The sequence below is a fragment of the Massilimicrobiota sp. mt181 genome (genome assembly GCF_055420065.1).
Window position 1 is genome coordinate 205,012 of the sequence record NZ_JBVAYN010000002.1, and the last position, 13,421, is coordinate 218,432.

Sequence of the window (13,421 nt, forward strand, 5' to 3'; positions counted from 1 at the left end):
TTTTTTATCTTTCTTCTACAATCACATGAACCCAATCGCCATCACCCTTATTTAATCTTTTCCTTATAGATTTCACTATCCCAATCACATAACAAATATTCCCTTGAGAATCCTTTACACCCATATTGACAATACTTCCATCATAAGGAATACCGTCGAATTCAACATGAACCTTGACACGTCCTTTATGAAAAATCTCTCTGATATCATATGGAAAAATCACATACGCTCCTCCATTATAAGGCGCTTCATGAATCATTTCATCATATTCAAATATTTTCATCATAACTCCCTAAAAAAGGAACAATCAAACAGACTGCTCCTTTTGCTTTAATAATTGTTTCTCTTTTAAACGATGATTTGTCCATCGTCTAATCAATTCATAAATGACTGAGAATGTTGGTAAACCAAAAATCATGCCTGGTATACCAAACAGTCCTCCACCAGCACTCACAGCAAATAAAACCCATAATGCTGATAAACCAACTGAACTTCCCACAACATGTGGATAAATCAAATTTGATTCAAATTGTTGAAGAAGTGTACTGAAAACTATAAAAATCAAAGCCTTAACAGGTGACACAAAAACAATCAAAACAGCAGAAATTGCCGCTCCAATAATAGGTCCAAAATAAGGTATGATGTTAGTAAAACCAATCACCAATGCTGCAATAGAAGCATAGGGAATATCCAAAATCATACATCCAATATAACAAAGAACACCTATAATGACTGATTCTGTTAATTGTCCTGCTAAAAAGTTTTCAAAAGTTGATCCTGTCAGATGAACCACTTCACTGATATACTGATAATGGTGATCTGAAAAAACAGCATGAGCCAGTTTCTTGATTTGTCTTATTAATTTATCTTTAGAAAACAGCATATAAACCGCCATCACAAATCCCATAAAAATATTGACGATACTTGAGGTGAAATGTGATACCCCTGAAGCAATCCCAGGTGCCCAAGCTGTCAGCGTAGAAAGCAAAGTTTGGGCAAAACGATTTTGAAACTCATTAATTCTTTCTAAAACATCTGAAGACAAATGAATTTCTGCCAAGAGATAATCCATCCACTTTTCAGCCTGCGCAAAGATTTCTGGTAAATTATCAATCAATGATCTGACATTTTCTATAACTTGTGGGACTATGACCATAATAATAACCACAATTACTAAAATAATTAATAAAATGGATAAAATAGCTGAAATTGTTTTTCTCTTTTTTTCATTTTTTATTGGCAATCTTTTGTAAATATGTTTCATGGGTATATTAAAGATAAATGCCAAAACAAAACCTATAATAAACGGTTGTGCAATACCAATCAAATTTCCAATATAATTCACAATCGTTTTAAAATAAATCAATCCTAAAACTAATAGTGCAGCATAAGTCATCATAATCAAAATGCTTTTCAAAGTAAAATCATGAATCTTTATGGATGTTTTCATTGTTTTCACCTCAAATCTTCTTTTCTCTATTATAACTCATCAATATGAACTTCTTATTGAGGAAGAATATATTTCTTCATGAATACCTCATTTTTTTCAATCATTTTAAATAGAATAACACCAATCATTAAAACAATACCTTCACCTAAAAACACATATCCTGCATTTATAAAAAAAGGTAAATCTAATAGATAATAAAGCTGCAAACCGACAATCACACCATTGAATAGCGCTCCTGTCAAAGCTCCCATCCATAAATGATGAACACGATTGAGTGCAAAACATGTCAATAGTGTTGCGAAAGTTCCAAAAAGCATATCATAAATACCCATTGGCGAAAAAACATTTGCAAAGAGACAGCCTACCACTAATCCAGGAATAAATTTTCGATTATAATAAGCTAAGAAAATCAGAATTTCTGATAATCTCAACTGAATACTACCATAGGAAAAAGATGAGCAGATAATCGTCAATATGGCATATACACAAGCAATCATCGCATTCATCGCAACATTATGTATTTTGATTGTTTTCATATCTTTCTCCTCTCTTCTTGCTTTTGCCATTATAACATATTTTTTCATATTTTATTGATAAACTTCCCTTTTTTTATAATATCCTTTAAACTAAAGACAAGGAGGTTTATTTTATGCGCACATTATATGTATCTGATTTAGATGGGACTTTATTAAATTCTGACCAGAAATTATCTACCTATACCATACAAACAATTAATGAACTTGTGAAAGAGGGAATGCTATTTTCCTATGCAACAGCACGTTCCTTTCAAACCGCACAGAAAGTCACAGCAGGATTCAATGCACCGATTCCTCTGATTGTTTATAATGGTGCATTTATTAGAGATAACAGTGATGGCAAGATTTTGTTATCCCATTTTTTTGAATCTGATATTCATCAGGTTTTAGATCATTTCTTGTCTCATCAGCTATATCCCATTGTTTATTCATTTATTCATGGTGAAGAAAAGTTCTCTTTCATTCCTGAAAAATGCACACCAGGTATGAATGACTATATTGCATCAAGACATGACGATCCAAGAATGCGCCCTATTCATGATCCACAGCATTTGCATGATGGCGATATTTTTTATATCACATTTATTGATGAAGCTAGTAAACTTCAACCCTTTTATTTACATTATCAAAAACAATATCGTTGTCTTTTTCAAAAAGACATATACACCAAACAACAATGGCTGGAAATCATGCCACAAAATGTTGACAAAGCTCATGCTATAGCACAATTAAAGGAACTTTATCATTGTCAACAACTGATTGTGTTTGGTGATGGGAAAAATGATATTGATATGTTTCAACTTGCTGATGAAGCTTACGCTGTAGAAAATGCTCATGAAAAACTAAAATCATACGCTACAAAAATCATTCCTTCCAATAATCAAGATGGGGTCGCTCAATTTTTAAAACAACATTACAAAAAGCTATAACACTGACAATGTTATAGCTAGACACTGATAATTTTTATTTCTGATAAATTCACTTTGCCTTTAAGAATCATCTGATGCGTTATCAAGGATTGTGGTGAAACATCCATCTCTAGATGTGATAACATGACATCTGTCTGATCAATAACCTTCCATGTTGCTGGTATATATATTTCAAGCATTGCACATGTTGCATCAATCTGTACATCAAAACTCTGTCCCTGAACATCAGCATGATCAAAATAAACTTTCATGACTCCTGCCATATTTTTAATATAAACAGACTGAATATTTTGCGAATCAATATATCTCATATAAGTTCCAAATTGACCATCAATATATATTTTTTCACCCTTTATTGTTTCCTTATCTCGAAAAGTTTCGTGATATTTCTTTTTTGTTTTAGGTTGAAACAAAATATGACAACCAATGCTTGCCAGCAATGCTGCCAACAACACTGTCCATGGTGTAATAGCTTCAATACCCAATGGCTTGTCATAAAGAATGGCTAAAAAAGCTAATGAAAACAACAAACCAGTAGGTCTTTTATGAAACAGACTCCAAATGGCTGTAACACCAAAAAAGATCGTTAACAATAATGTCCAAATGTTTATGTTAATCTCCCATATTCCTAGTTGTGTCACAATCAATAAAAATGCACATACAATAAAAAGTGTTCCCCAAAACATTCTACTTTTCTTCATCCAATTAACCTCTTTTCCTCTAATCTTATACGAAGCAGTTTATAATAGCGCCTAGAGACATAAACCTGTTTATGTGTGTTTTCAAACTCAACAAGACATGGCCCAGATATGGATTTATGCATAGCATAAATTTTTTTCATATTCAGGATTGTTGATTTTGATACTCTCATAAAATAACCAGGTAAGATTTCTTCAAGTTCATAAAGTTTATATTTGATTTTATACATATCTGCTGATGTATGAGCTTGTACATCTTTTCCATCTGTTTCAAAAAACAGAATTTGTGATAAATTCAAATAATATTCAACTTGTCCTTTATAGAAAATCATTTGTGTCTGTTGTTTAGATAAATCACTTAAAAAATCTTGAATGAGCTTAACTCTTTGATTCAAAGCCGGCACCTTCATTATAATTTCTTCTTCATTTAAACTTTCATCAATCTCCACTTTAATTTTCATTTCTGTCTCCTCTTACATTCTTAATATAATCAGAATTCATTGGATTGTAAAGGCTCTTAACCTAAGTGGTTCATTTCATGAAGTAAGTGGTTAAAAAAGCAAAATAAAAGATATATATCATCTTGATATATACCTTCCATTTATATATTCTCATTGATAAATTCAATTAGAGACAATGAATAAGAATCTTGTTTATCTTTTAATTCATAAAGATGTTCTTCTTTGATTGGAAATAATAATTTGTGAGAAGCATCATGATTATATAATGGAAATACCATCTGGAAAGGAACGTCTTTATCATTTTTAGAATGAACATAAACTGTAGGAATTTGATTCTTCTTGACCAATTCTACTGTATTCATCTTTTTAATATCCATTTTCAACTCATCTTTAATGACTTTTCTAATCACTCTTCCAGCCAAATACTTTGGTACTTTCATTTCTTTTTGACATTTGAAAGTTAAGTAATGATAGACATCATCATAAGCTCCTTCACTGATAATACAATCCACATTTTTTAATTTTCCCATTCCTGAAGCATTTAAAATCGTATTAGCTCCCATTCCTTGTCCATACATCACAATACGATGATCATCACCATATTTTTGTAAAAGATATGTGTTAAAATACATCAAATCAAAAATATCTCGGTAACCGAAACCACGGATATAACCATCACTCAACCCATGCGCATGAGCGTCAGCCATTAAAATATTATCATTTTCAAAAATACTTTCTAAATAACGAACCGTTTCTATTAAAGATTGTGCTGAAGCCATCATCGCATGTAAACATACCACAGTTCGTTTGGCAGATGGTTTTTCAATTAAATAAGCCTGTAAATATAAATTTTTATGATTTTGAATCTTCACTTTTTTCGCATGAAGCTGTTCATACCAGTCTCCCTGATCTTCTTTGCTTAAATGCTCACGATATAACATCTTTTTCGCAAACTGATTGGCTAAAGCTATACTAGCAGTTAAAGTTGAAGCCGTTAAAGTAGAAGCTACTGCTCCTGTAATCGCTAATTTCTTTTTCATTTATACCACTCCCTAAAATTATCCATTAATAATCTACTGATATTCGCAACTTGTTCAAATGAACTTAAGCGATAACTTTCATTTTCCATTCGTGCTGCAAAATATTGTATTGCTGTTACAAGTTCATCTCTCACCTTTGGTTTCATTTCTTCTGGAAAAGACTCTATTGGGAAACAAGTAAATACGAATGTATTATAGTCTCTATGGAATAAATCTAATAATATCTGATAACCTTCCATATGAATAATAGAATTTCCTAAAGCCAAATCTAAATCATGATTCGCAAAAGTCAACATATAATGAATGATATTACGCAAAACATTAATCAAGACTTCATAATAATGTTCGTAGTCACTATAAAAAATATAATAAATATATGAAAAAATAAGATTTCCTTTATTTTTTTCTTCTTCTTTTGTATTGATTAAAACAAAGTCTTTATCAATTAAAAGAAATTCATCTTTAAACTTATTGATAATTGCTTTTGTAACATAATATTGTGATAAAACCATTGAACCAAAATCAGTCATAATTGCAAAAGTAAAACGTGTATTTAAACAGAGTGTTCTGATAGCCTTAAATAATTCATCAGGAACATTCTTATAAAACTTATCTAAATGGCGATAAACAATACGAATGATTTCTCTAATATAATAAAGATGATATTGATACTCTGTATCTAGATACTTAGAATTGGTTCCATCCCATTCATATTGATATAATACACATTCAAATAAAAGATTGACTGAATCCATAAAACTTTTATAGTTCTTTTTCTTAAGATAAGTTTTCAGACAAGGTAAAAACAGTTTATAAAAATCATCCATGGTCTGTTGATTAATACCATGATGGTATTTCATATAGCTTAAAATATCACAGAAATCTATAGGTGCTAAAATATTTAATTCATTAGATACTGTTTTAATAAAATTTTCATAAAGAGAATAATGCAAAACTCTTTTATATCCTAATTTTGATAAAACTCTAGAAAGTGCATCTTTGACTATATAAACTTTCTCCTGCTCATGCAGATCTTCAGAAAAAGTATATGTGATTTCATCCTGACAATGAATTTCAACAAAGATATCAATCTGTCTGAAATTAAGATCCAGCATATAATAATGAACCTTAAAAGTATTTTCTTCTGTTCGATAACCACTATGATAACGATATTTTCCTACATACTGTGATTGATGTTCAGCCATGAACTTTTCCATAACTGCTTTTTCAAATGCCATATTTTACCCTCCTTTGTGAGCTTTTAAAAAACGTGGTAAAAATTGATTGCGTACATATTGTACAGCTATATAACGGATATTGTCTTTTGAAAAGTCGCCACCTATTGATAAGGATGTATCCATAATCTCTTCCGTTAATAATGTGAGTTCATGATCTGATAACTCTATTTTTTCTAAAGCAATTGTTGTTCTGACAATTTCTTTACACTCATCTATATAATCTTTTTTATCTATATCTGTAACGTGTTCCATATCTTCTCTCCTCTTGTTTTCTATTATAACATGATTATATGTATTTTTTGTAAATTTAACTATAAAATTTCACTAACGCAATCATTATCTTAAAAACGAAATATCTTCCGTTAATGTTAATCCTAAAGATTCAATATAAGATTTAGCCTGCTGATATGTATGCATATCCAATAATGCTGCACTTTCATGGGCATCTGTTCCAATAATAATACGATTTCCCACTTCACTGGCAAGCTTAAAAAATGTTTCATTTGGATAATGACGATGGGTTTTGTATCCCAATAAATTAAATTCTAAAGGTATATTCAAATGTTTCGCTTCCTCACACAATCTCTTCATTTCCTGTTTGTAAAGAGGATCTGTTGTATCATATCGTGCTAAATCCGGGTGAGCAATATAGCTATATAATCCAGTGTGAATAGCTTTGATGCAGCTATCTACATATTTCTTCAATTGTTGTGCAGTTAATGGATAACCAAAATAAAGACCATTTTCATCTGTTTCATCATAATGGTTCCCTAAAATAATATAATCAATAGGATATTGTTTTAACATATTTTCTAGTCCAGTCATATATCTTTCAAAATATTCACATTCCAAACCTATTTTAATGGTTATCTGATTTTTATATTTCTCTTTTAAAGATAATAAAGTTGTCACATAATCCTCAATCTCACGTGCTTCCATGCGCATTGTAGGATGAAAAGAAGACTCATAAACCCATGGTGTATGATCACTAAATCCCAGCTCTGTATATCCTGATTGAATAGCTGCTTGAATATAATCTTCTTCACTATCAATCGCATGATGGCAACGTCTTGTATGTGTATGATAATTTTTCATTCCATTCAGCTCCTTTTTCCAGATTATTATAACGGAGAAAAAAACTTTTTTCCATATACAAAAAGGTATCCTCTGATACCTTTATTCATAATCGCATGTATAACCACGCATATCCAGCTCTAATTTCTCAACTTGCCAATCTGTTAATAAATCACCAAGTTCTTCTTTCATTCTCACGACACCTTTTTTATCGCTTTCTCTAATAACCGCCATAATTGTTGGACCAGCACCAGATAAATAACAACCCAGTACATTATCATCCTGTTCTAAGACAGACATGATTTCATCATATCCCTTGATTAAGGTTCCACGATAAGGTTGATGTAAACGATCTTTAAACCCAAGCTTTAAACCTTCATCATAACCATTAATCAATGATGCCACCATCAATGCCAAATGAGAAACATTGGCAATGGCATCCTGACGTGGTAATTGCTGAGGTAAGACTGCACGTGATTTTTCAGTAGACAATGTAAATGGTGGAATAAATGCCACAAAACGATAATCATGTTTCACAGGAATGTTTAGAGTTGTGACCTGTTGTCCATTCATGACTGAAACCGTCAATCCACCAAAGATAGCAGGAGCAACGTTATCAGGATGTCCTTCTATTTGTGTCGCTAATTCGAGTATTTCCTGACGCTCTTCACTGCGATCCATAAAGGCATAGGCACCAACAATTCCTGCCACAATACATGTGGAAGAACTTCCTAAACCTCTTGTATAAGGAACATCCCCACTACACTCAATACGCAAACCTTGGAATTGAAGTCCACATGCCTGAGCTCCTTCCACAAATGCACGATAAGTTAAATTGTCATGATTACAAAACTGCTGAGGGCAACCTGTAATTTCTAATCCTTCATCCAACAGTTCAAAGACAAAAGTATTATATAATGTGACAGCCAATCCTGCGACATCAAATCCCGGTCCTAAATTGGCACTAGTAGCTGGTACTTTGACCTTGACTCTCATAATGATAACTCCTTAATTTTTTGAGATATTTCTTGAATAATATCATCTTTATGAATCACTTTATGATGTTTGACTTCTTTTTGGTCTAGATGTACCAATGGTGTTGGAATAGGAACACCAGTTTTTTGATGCACAGCTTCTATTGCTTCATATTCAGGAAGTTTCTGATTTTCTAAGGCTTCATAAACTGAATCAGCAAATTTATATGGCGAAGCTGTTGCTAAAATGATTGTCTTTGTTTCATCACGAAAAGCTTTCTGATATTCTTTATAGACACCATAACCAATCGCTGTATGTGTATCCAATAAGTATCCTGTTTCTTCAAAACATGTATGAATAACAGATAAAACCTCATCTTCATCAAGCCATCCTGCTTTAAAGAGAGTCTGTAATTTTTCTAATAAATCATCAGAGATTTCATAAACACCTTGTTTATTCAAATTATCCATATATGTCTGAACTTTTTGACTGTCCTGACTGACCATATAAACCAATCTTTCAAGATTGCTGGAAACAAGAATATCCATAGCCGGTGCATTCGTTTTATAGAAATCACGACGTGCATCATATTTCCCTGTACGGAAGAAATCTGTCAAAATATTATTTTTATTAGAAGCAACAATGAACTTTGTGATTGGAAGTCCCATCTTTCTAGCAATCACTCCAGCTAAACAGTTACCAAAGTTTCCACTAGGAATTGTAAAATTAACCGGTTCTCCTAGCTTGATTTCCTGATCATGAACAAGTGTCATATATGAATAGAAATAATAGACAACCTGTGGAATCAAACGACCAATATTAATAGAATTAGCTGAAGATAAAAAGACATGATGTTCATCACACAAATCCTTCAAATCAGGAGATTGAAAAGCTTTTTTGACAGCAGTCTGAGCATCATCAAAATTCCCCTGAATACCCACAACATCAACATTTGATCCTGTTTGTGTAATCATTTGTTGTTTTTGAATTGGAGAAACCCCATCAACTGGATAAAAGACTTGAATATAAGTTCCCTCAACATCTTTAAATCCTTCCAAAGCTGCTTTCCCTGTATCACCAGAAGTCGCAGCCAAAATCATGACTTTTCTTTCTTCACCTTTTTTCTTTAAAGAATAAGTCATAAAATGTGGCAACAATGATAATGCCATATCTTTAAAGGCAGCTGTTGGCCCTTGAAAAAGTTCTGCAATATAAACATCTCCAGCTTTTTTGACTGGCACAACTTCCTGAGGAAATAAACCATTTCCATAAGCTTTTTGACAAAGTTCTCTTATTTCTTCTTTTGCATTTTCATCCACAAAAGATGAAATAATTTCTGTCGCCATATCAACATATGATAAATTCTGTAAAGACTTTAAATCTTTTTGTTCTAATTCAAAATCAGGTACCAGTAAACCACCATCGCTACCAATTCCCTGTAAAATAGCATCATAAAAATCTAGTGGTTTCTGTTGTCCTCTTGTACTGATATATTTCTTGTCACTCATGCTTCTTTTACACCCGCTTTCCATATTTGCTTTATTGTATACAATTTTAAAATACAAGTCAATACGATTAGAATATTTAAGCATATTTCATCACCTTTTTATATTTTTTCTAAAATATCAATCATTTTATATGTTTTTTTAAAAATATCATTTTGACTATTGCATAACAATATAATATAATAGTGACATTATTGAAGGGGGAATCAACAAATGAGCCATATTATCATACCAAAAGATTATAGTCCACACTTAAATCTAATTGAAACAGAAGTGGCTATCAAAATGATTAAAGATACTTTTGAAAGACGTCTAGCAGAGCAGTTACGTCTAACACGTGTTTCTGCTCCATTATTTTTATTAAAAAACACAGGACTTAATGATGATTTAAACGGTATTGAAAAACCTGTTTCTTTTACATCATTTGAACTCAATCATGACGATGAAATTGAAATTATTCACTCACTTGCGAAATGGAAAAGAGATGCTTTGCATCGTTATGGTTTTGAACAACACACAGGATTATATACAGATATGAATGCGATTAGAAAAGATGAAGAATTAGATAATATTCATTCTATGTATGTTGACCAATGGGATTGGGAAATGGTCATTTCTAAAGAAGATCGTACCTTGGATTATTTAAAAGCCATTGTTTCTAAAATATATAATGCTTTATTAGATGTAGAATTCTTAATGATTAGACATTATCCTCAGTTAGGTGAATCCATTTTACCAGATGAAATTTATTTTATAACTTCTCAGGAATTAGAAGATTTATATCCAGATTTAACACCTAAAGAAAGAGAAAGAGCCATAGTGAGAGAAAAAAAAGCTGTGTGTATTTTACAGATTGGCGATCTTTTAAAATCAGGTCATAAACATGATGGACGTGCTCCTGATTATGATGACTGGAAATTGAATGGTGATATCCTCGTTTATAATACACAATTAGATGATGCTTTAGAAATTTCAAGTATGGGCATTCGTGTTGATGATCAGGCACTTCAAGAACAATTAAAAAAAGCAGGTGCTACAGAACGTTTATCTCTGCCTTTCCATCAAAATATTATCAATCATGTTCTTCCATTAAGTATTGGTGGCGGAATTGGTCAAAGTCGTTTATGTATGTTCTTTTTAAGAAAAGCCCATATTGGTGAAGTTCAGGCCTCATTATGGGATGAAGAAACAATGAAACTCTGTCAGGAAAATCACATTCAATTATTATAAAAGAAACTATAATCAATCATATCAGGTTGATTATAGTTTTTTTATTTCATCGCATATTTTCTATAACTGGGATAACATCTAATAAAGATGAAAGAACTCCTTGCGCCTTTTGGACATATTCCTTTCCTGGCTGTTTTAAATCTGGAATACAATAAACAGGAATATGCGCATCATAAGCGGCCTGTATACCTGCTTCACTATCCTCTAAAACAATCGCCTCTGATGGCAAAACATCTAATTTCTCACAAGCCTTAAGAAAAATATCTGGAAATGGCTTTCCTCTAGAAACATCGGGTCCATAGACCATAGTATCAAAATAATCCAAAACCTGACAGTCTTTTAATATTTGATTGGCGCGTGCAGCCAAACTAGACGTTGCTAGTGCTATTTTGTATTGATGACCATGAAGATATTGTAATAGTTCTTTAGCTCCCGCTTTTAATGCCACACCATCTTCTTGCATCAATTGGGCTTCTCGTTGATGAAAATATTGAAATGTTTCTTCAATATCATAATCCAAATGATAACGCTCTTTAATAAACTGTAAAGAGACTTTTAACTGTCGACCTGGATAGTCTTTCACATAATCATCCATTGTAAATGTATAACCATAGCTTTCAATCAATTTTTTATAACATTGATATGAAATGACTTCCGTATCAACTAAAAGTCCATCCATATCAAAAATCACTGCTTTTATCATCTTATCACCCTCTTCATTTTTCATATCTTATTATAAATTTTATAAAAAGAAAAGTTTCTTACTCATATAGAAAAAATTTCCTACTATCAAAAAACTCACTGATGTTCAGTGAGCATTTTCTATTCTATTTCAATCTGATGGTCAATCATATAAATCGTTAACATTGTGAGCGCCAATCCGATGAATAAAGTGATGAAATTATAAATAATTCCTGAACCATCTGAAGTGATTCCGATTATAGCCAATCCCATTTGTAACCATGAAACAAGCACCTCTAGTACAATCCAGATACAGATACCTACAAGTAAACGATGATGGCGACAAAGTTTTGTATGAGCAATCGTTAATGAAAAGTAGATAGATATAATTAAAAAATAGACTTGGACTATCAATAAAATCAAATTATACAAAAATCCTGGTATATCATAAGAAATAGCTTTCAAAAAGCTTTTAAAAACATAAGGAATACCTTGAAGTAATTCGATAACAGATAAATTGTTCTGTAAAAATGCACTCACAATTCCCGTCAGTAATACGCCAAAAAGTAAGACGATACCACCAATCACCAACCATAAAAATGAAACAATCAATTTTGAAATAATAAGCTTAGTTGATGAAACAGGTAATGTTAATGTGAGATATCCTGGTCTTTTAAACATAGATTGATAATAATTAGAAAAAATACTGACAAATAATGCAATAGTTATTCCCATAACTAAGACTGTAAAACCAAATGCTACAAAAAAAGTAAGAACCGGAATATCAGGAATCAATCCTTCAGAAAAGAAAGGTAATAAAATGCATGCTCCCCAAAATACACAAAATGAAATAAAAAAGGAACGCATGGAATGAATAAATTCATATTTCATTAATTTTAACATTTGAACTCCTCCTTAAACACATCATTAATAGAAGCTTGTCTACGCATTCTTAAATCTTCACTATTTTCATGTAAAATCACTTCACCGTTCTTCAGGAAAATGACTTCATCAAATATTTTCTCAATATCTGCAATCAGATGTGTCGATAATAAGACAAGCGCATCTTCTGCATAATTATTTAAGATGATATCTAAAATCAATTCTCTGGCAGCTGGATCAATACCACCTAATGGTTCATCTAAAATGTAAATTTTCGCTTTTCGAGACATGACAAGAATTAACTGAAATTTTTCTTTCATACCTTTTGATAACTCTTTGATTTTGATGCTCTTTTCAATATCCATTCTTTCCATCAAAGATAGAGCTTTATTTAAATCAAAGTCTTCATACATATCAACAAATAAATTCAAAGCATCACTCGTTGTCATCCAGTTTTCAAAATAGGGTTCATCTGGCAAATAAGAAATCACACTTTTAGAATGAACACCGATAGGCTGCTGATCAATATGAATATGTCCTTCATAATCTTTGAGTAACCCATTGAGTATCTTGATGAGCGTTGTTTTCCCACTCCCATTTGGTCCTAATAATCCAATGATTTTTCCACTTGTCAAAGTAAGATGAACATCTTTTAAAACCAATTTCTTTCCATATTTTTTATTTAAATTATCAATTTGAATAAGTTCACTCATATTCTTTTT

16 protein-coding genes are annotated in these 13,421 nt (G+C 31.7%); 2 read left to right on the forward strand and 14 right to left on the reverse strand.

What is annotated here, in order from left to right; genetic code table 11:
- Nucleotides 1–4: 4 nt before the first annotated feature.
- Genes ACZYT4_RS02245 through ACZYT4_RS02255 form a run of 3 tightly spaced genes read right to left on the reverse strand, consistent with a single transcriptional unit; the run spans nucleotide 5 to nucleotide 1,986 of the window.
- Nucleotides 5–283, reverse strand: coding sequence for a DUF1905 domain-containing protein (locus tag ACZYT4_RS02245; protein ID WP_463782024.1), 279 nt, complete (start codon nucleotides 281–283; stop codon nucleotides 5–7).
- A gap of 24 nt (nucleotides 284–307) precedes the next feature.
- A complete protein-coding gene (locus ACZYT4_RS02250) occupies nucleotides 308–1,450 on the reverse strand; it encodes an AI-2E family transporter (protein ID WP_463782025.1) in 1,143 nt (380 codons plus the stop codon).
- Between the two features lie 53 nt (nucleotides 1,451–1,503).
- Nucleotides 1,504–1,986 (reverse strand): QueT transporter family protein, encoded by a 483-nt coding sequence (locus tag ACZYT4_RS02255; protein ID WP_463782026.1) that lies wholly within the window; start codon nucleotides 1,984–1,986, stop codon nucleotides 1,504–1,506.
- Nucleotides 1,987–2,099: 113 nt separating this feature from the next.
- On the opposite strand from ACZYT4_RS02255, the gene ACZYT4_RS02260 reads away from it, so the two are divergent.
- Nucleotides 2,100–2,915: an HAD family hydrolase gene (locus tag ACZYT4_RS02260; protein WP_463782027.1), complete on the forward strand. Its 816-nt coding sequence runs from the start codon at nucleotides 2,100–2,102 to the stop codon at nucleotides 2,913–2,915.
- 17 nt (nucleotides 2,916–2,932) lie between these two features.
- On the opposite strand, the gene ACZYT4_RS02265 is transcribed toward ACZYT4_RS02260, so the two are convergent.
- From ACZYT4_RS02265 to thrC, 8 genes are all read right to left on the reverse strand, one after another.
- On the reverse strand, nucleotides 2,933–3,616 hold the full coding sequence (locus ACZYT4_RS02265; RefSeq protein WP_463782028.1) for a LiaF transmembrane domain-containing protein: 684 nt from the start codon (nucleotides 3,614–3,616) through the stop codon (nucleotides 2,933–2,935).
- The gene (locus ACZYT4_RS02270) at nucleotides 3,613–4,074 is read right to left on the reverse strand and encodes a LytTR family DNA-binding domain-containing protein (protein WP_463782029.1); all 462 of its coding nucleotides are present in this window, start codon (nucleotides 4,072–4,074) and stop codon (nucleotides 3,613–3,615) included. The genes ACZYT4_RS02265 and ACZYT4_RS02270 overlap by 4 nt, the downstream gene beginning before the upstream one ends.
- A gap of 140 nt (nucleotides 4,075–4,214) precedes the next feature.
- A complete protein-coding gene (locus ACZYT4_RS02275; protein WP_463782030.1) occupies nucleotides 4,215–5,114 on the reverse strand; it encodes an alpha/beta hydrolase in 900 nt (299 codons plus the stop codon).
- Nucleotides 5,111–6,352, reverse strand: coding sequence for a hypothetical protein (locus ACZYT4_RS02280; RefSeq protein WP_463782031.1), 1,242 nt, complete (start codon nucleotides 6,350–6,352; stop codon nucleotides 5,111–5,113). The genes ACZYT4_RS02275 and ACZYT4_RS02280 overlap by 4 nt, the downstream gene beginning before the upstream one ends.
- Nucleotides 6,353–6,355: 3 nt before the next feature.
- Nucleotides 6,356–6,604, reverse strand: coding sequence for a hypothetical protein (locus ACZYT4_RS02285; protein WP_463782032.1), 249 nt, complete (start codon nucleotides 6,602–6,604; stop codon nucleotides 6,356–6,358).
- Nucleotides 6,605–6,688: 84 nt separating this feature from the next.
- Complete coding sequence (locus ACZYT4_RS02290; protein WP_463782033.1) at nucleotides 6,689–7,447, reverse strand: histidinol-phosphatase; 759 nt, start codon at nucleotides 7,445–7,447, stop codon at nucleotides 6,689–6,691.
- A gap of 81 nt (nucleotides 7,448–7,528) precedes the next feature.
- The gene (gene thrB / locus ACZYT4_RS02295; protein WP_463782034.1) at nucleotides 7,529–8,422 is read right to left on the reverse strand and encodes a homoserine kinase; all 894 of its coding nucleotides are present in this window, start codon (nucleotides 8,420–8,422) and stop codon (nucleotides 7,529–7,531) included.
- Complete coding sequence (gene thrC, locus ACZYT4_RS02300; protein WP_463782035.1) at nucleotides 8,419–9,909, reverse strand: threonine synthase; 1,491 nt, start codon at nucleotides 9,907–9,909, stop codon at nucleotides 8,419–8,421. The genes thrB and thrC overlap by 4 nt, the downstream gene beginning before the upstream one ends.
- A 210-nt stretch (nucleotides 9,910–10,119) precedes the next feature.
- Between thrC and asnA the strand changes: the two genes are divergently transcribed.
- Nucleotides 10,120–11,136 (forward strand): aspartate--ammonia ligase, encoded by a 1,017-nt coding sequence (gene asnA / locus ACZYT4_RS02305; protein WP_463782036.1) that lies wholly within the window; start codon nucleotides 10,120–10,122, stop codon nucleotides 11,134–11,136.
- 46 nt (nucleotides 11,137–11,182) lie between these two features.
- Here asnA and ACZYT4_RS02310 read toward each other — a convergent pair whose 3' ends face one another.
- The 3 genes from ACZYT4_RS02310 to ACZYT4_RS02320 all read right to left on the reverse strand — a co-directional run bounded on the left by ACZYT4_RS02310 (nucleotide 11,183) and on the right by ACZYT4_RS02320 (nucleotide 13,412).
- Nucleotides 11,183–11,839 carry an HAD family hydrolase gene (locus ACZYT4_RS02310; protein WP_463782037.1) on the reverse strand — a complete coding sequence of 219 codons (657 nt, stop codon included), beginning with the start codon at nucleotides 11,837–11,839 and terminating at the stop codon, nucleotides 11,183–11,185.
- A 119-nt stretch (nucleotides 11,840–11,958) separates the two neighbouring features.
- On the reverse strand, nucleotides 11,959–12,720 hold the full coding sequence (locus ACZYT4_RS02315; RefSeq protein ID WP_463782038.1) for a hypothetical protein: 762 nt from the start codon (nucleotides 12,718–12,720) through the stop codon (nucleotides 11,959–11,961).
- The gene (locus ACZYT4_RS02320) at nucleotides 12,714–13,412 is read right to left on the reverse strand and encodes an ABC transporter ATP-binding protein (RefSeq protein WP_463782041.1); all 699 of its coding nucleotides are present in this window, start codon (nucleotides 13,410–13,412) and stop codon (nucleotides 12,714–12,716) included. The genes ACZYT4_RS02315 and ACZYT4_RS02320 overlap by 7 nt, the downstream gene beginning before the upstream one ends.
- Nucleotides 13,413–13,421 lie beyond the last annotated feature (9 nt).

What these genes read in the sequence shown, in the direction of transcription:
- ACZYT4_RS02245 (WP_463782024.1), bottom strand. Translation starts at nt 283, where the DNA reads ATGAAAATATTTGAATATGATGAAATGATTCATGAAGCGCCTTATAAT.
- ACZYT4_RS02265 (WP_463782028.1), bottom strand. Translation starts at nt 3,616, where the DNA reads ATGAAGAAAAGTAGAATGTTTTGGGGAACACTTTTTATTGTATGTGCA.
- ACZYT4_RS02280 (WP_463782031.1), bottom strand. Translation starts at nt 6,352, where the DNA reads ATGGCATTTGAAAAAGCAGTTATGGAAAAGTTCATGGCTGAACATCAA.
- ACZYT4_RS02250 (WP_463782025.1), bottom strand. Translation starts at nt 1,450, where the DNA reads ATGAAAACATCCATAAAGATTCATGATTTTACTTTGAAAAGCATTTTG.
- ACZYT4_RS02275 (WP_463782030.1), bottom strand. Translation starts at nt 5,114, where the DNA reads ATGAAAAAGAAATTAGCGATTACAGGAGCAGTAGCTTCTACTTTAACG.
- ACZYT4_RS02315 (WP_463782038.1), bottom strand. Translation starts at nt 12,720, where the DNA reads ATGTTAAAATTAATGAAATATGAATTTATTCATTCCATGCGTTCCTTT.
- ACZYT4_RS02270 (WP_463782029.1), bottom strand. Translation starts at nt 4,074, where the DNA reads ATGAAAATTAAAGTGGAGATTGATGAAAGTTTAAATGAAGAAGAAATT.
- ACZYT4_RS02290 (WP_463782033.1), bottom strand. Translation starts at nt 7,447, where the DNA reads ATGAAAAATTATCATACACATACAAGACGTTGCCATCATGCGATTGAT.
- ACZYT4_RS02260 (WP_463782027.1), top strand. Translation starts at nt 2,100, where the DNA reads ATGCGCACATTATATGTATCTGATTTAGATGGGACTTTATTAAATTCT.
- ACZYT4_RS02320 (WP_463782041.1), bottom strand. Translation starts at nt 13,412, where the DNA reads ATGAGTGAACTTATTCAAATTGATAATTTAAATAAAAAATATGGAAAG.
- thrC (WP_463782035.1), bottom strand. Translation starts at nt 9,909, where the DNA reads ATGAGTGACAAGAAATATATCAGTACAAGAGGACAACAGAAACCACTA.
- thrB (WP_463782034.1), bottom strand. Translation starts at nt 8,422, where the DNA reads ATGAGAGTCAAGGTCAAAGTACCAGCTACTAGTGCCAATTTAGGACCG.
- ACZYT4_RS02310 (WP_463782037.1), bottom strand. Translation starts at nt 11,839, where the DNA reads ATGATAAAAGCAGTGATTTTTGATATGGATGGACTTTTAGTTGATACG.
- ACZYT4_RS02255 (WP_463782026.1), bottom strand. Translation starts at nt 1,986, where the DNA reads ATGAAAACAATCAAAATACATAATGTTGCGATGAATGCGATGATTGCT.
- asnA (WP_463782036.1), top strand. Translation starts at nt 10,120, where the DNA reads ATGAGCCATATTATCATACCAAAAGATTATAGTCCACACTTAAATCTA.
- ACZYT4_RS02285 (WP_463782032.1), bottom strand. Translation starts at nt 6,604, where the DNA reads ATGGAACACGTTACAGATATAGATAAAAAAGATTATATAGATGAGTGT.